A 1,875-nucleotide genomic window follows, 5' to 3' on the forward strand; every position below is an offset into this window, starting at 1 on the left:
GTGGGCTGGGCACGTCGACGGAGAGCGTGCCGAGCTGGTCGGCCCTGGCCTTCAACCGCGTGACGGGCCCGAGAAAGGCGTGCGCGATCACCCGGGCCGCGGCGGTACACCTGACCAAACCCGGCTCGGCACCCCTCCCGGACAGCGGGGACCGTCAGGGCCTCGGGCCGGATCAGGATCAGCGCGGGAGCGCCAGCTGGCAGGCCGCGTGCGGTGTGCAGGCGCAGGACCGCGTCGTTGTGTCTGACGTCACCGCTCACTCCGTCGACCACGTGGGCCTCGATGCGGTTCATGGCTCCGACGAACTCCGCGACGAAGCGGGTGCGCGGAGCGTCGTAGACCTCCAACGGGGTGCCGATCTGCTCGACGCCGCCGTGCTGCATCACGGCCACCCGGTCGGAAACGGACAGCGCCTCGTCCTGGTCGTGCGTCACGTAGAGCACGGTGGTCCCGAGGCGCACCTGGATGTCGCGGAGCGCCTCGCGCAGTTGTAGGCGGATCTGGCTGTCGAGGGCCGACAGCGGCTCGTCCATGAGCAGGACGCGTGGTTCGACGGCCAACGCCCATGCGACGGCGACGTGTTGCTGCTGGCAGCCGGAGAGCTGGTGCGGATAGCGGCTACCGAGCCTGGGTGGGCCGACCAACTCCCATACCTGGGCGGCCTTTTCGGCGCGCGCGCTTCTTTGCCGACGTCGTACGCGAAGCCCGTACTCGACGTTCTGCTGAGCCGTCATGTTCGGGAAGAGGTTGTACGGCTGGAAGACAACACCCATGTCCCTTTGCCGGGACGGCACTTCGTTGATCGGGACGCCGTCGAGAAGCACCTTTCCGTCGTCGGGCCGGTCGAAGCCCGCCACGATCCGCAGCGCGGTGGTTCTTCCGCAGCCGCTTGGCCCCAGCAGCGAGAAGAACTCTCCCGACTCCAGCGCGAACGTGAGGTCGTTCAAGGCCACGGCCGACCCGAAGCGCGTGTGAACGGCCTGGAGTTCCAGGTGCGGCATCAGCGGGTACCGCCGATCTGTGTCATGCCACGGCCGAGTCTGTTGCCGAAGTGGCTCACGTACACGGAAAAGGACGGTCACCAGGCCGTTCGTGCCGAAGGTGGCGAGGAAGAGGAACGCGAAGGCCAGGGGGACACCGGCGAAGTTGGCCGTGACCGCGGACAGCGTGGTCAGTGGGTTCCTCACCCAGTGCGGGGTGCCGCGTGCGATGGCGGCGAAGGCGAGGAGCACAGCCGATCGCTGATCCTGCGCTCAGGACCGGGCTGCTGGTGCCGCAGCGCGGGCCCGGTGCTCGCGGATCTCGTCGTGGTGGTCGGCGGCCCAGCCGATCAGGGATGTCACGATCTCGTGGAGGCCGCGGCCCAGCGGGGTGAGGGCGTACTCGACGCGCGGTGGGACCTCCGCGTATGCGGTGCGGGTGATCAGACCGTCCTCGTGGAGCTGGCGGAGCGTGAGGGTGAGCATCCGCTGGGAGATTCCGGGGACCTGGCGCTGCAGGTCGGTATAGCGCAGCGGGCCGGCCTCCATCACCGCGATGAGCAGCAGGCTCCACTTGTCGCCGACGCGGTCGAGGACCTGCCGGATGAACTCCATGTGCTCGGCGGGGATGCGGGCACAGGGCCCCACCGCCGCCGCGCCGCCCGAACTGCCGGTGACCTCCATGACGCACATTCCTCTCCGGCACGAACACCGATGTGCCTTTTGTATCGACTTCCATGCTGACCCATCATGGCGCTACGAACAAAACGTAGGAATCAAGCGCAGGCACGGGAGGCGCGTCATGAAGATCGAGGTCTGGGCCGAGGTCACCTGCCCCTGGTGCGGACTGGGCAGCCACCGTCTGGACCGGGCCGTGGAGCGGTTCGAGCACGGC

General features: G+C 68.4%; 2 protein-coding genes. Both read right to left on the minus strand.

Annotated elements, in window-relative coordinates; all coding sequences use genetic code 11:
* A partial coding sequence (locus ABZ646_RS45995; protein WP_360533593.1) for an ATP-binding cassette domain-containing protein occupies positions 1–1,232 on the minus strand: 1,232 nt, incomplete at its 3' end.
* Positions 1,233–1,253: 21 nt separating this feature from the next.
* Positions 1,254–1,664 (minus strand): helix-turn-helix domain-containing protein, encoded by a 411-nt coding sequence (locus ABZ646_RS46000; RefSeq protein ID WP_360533596.1) that lies wholly within the window; start codon positions 1,662–1,664, stop codon positions 1,254–1,256.
* Positions 1,665–1,875 lie beyond the last annotated feature (211 nt).

Source organism: Streptomyces sp. NPDC007162, from assembly GCF_040634175.1.
Classification (GTDB): Bacteria; Actinomycetota; Actinomycetes; order Streptomycetales; family Streptomycetaceae; genus Streptomyces.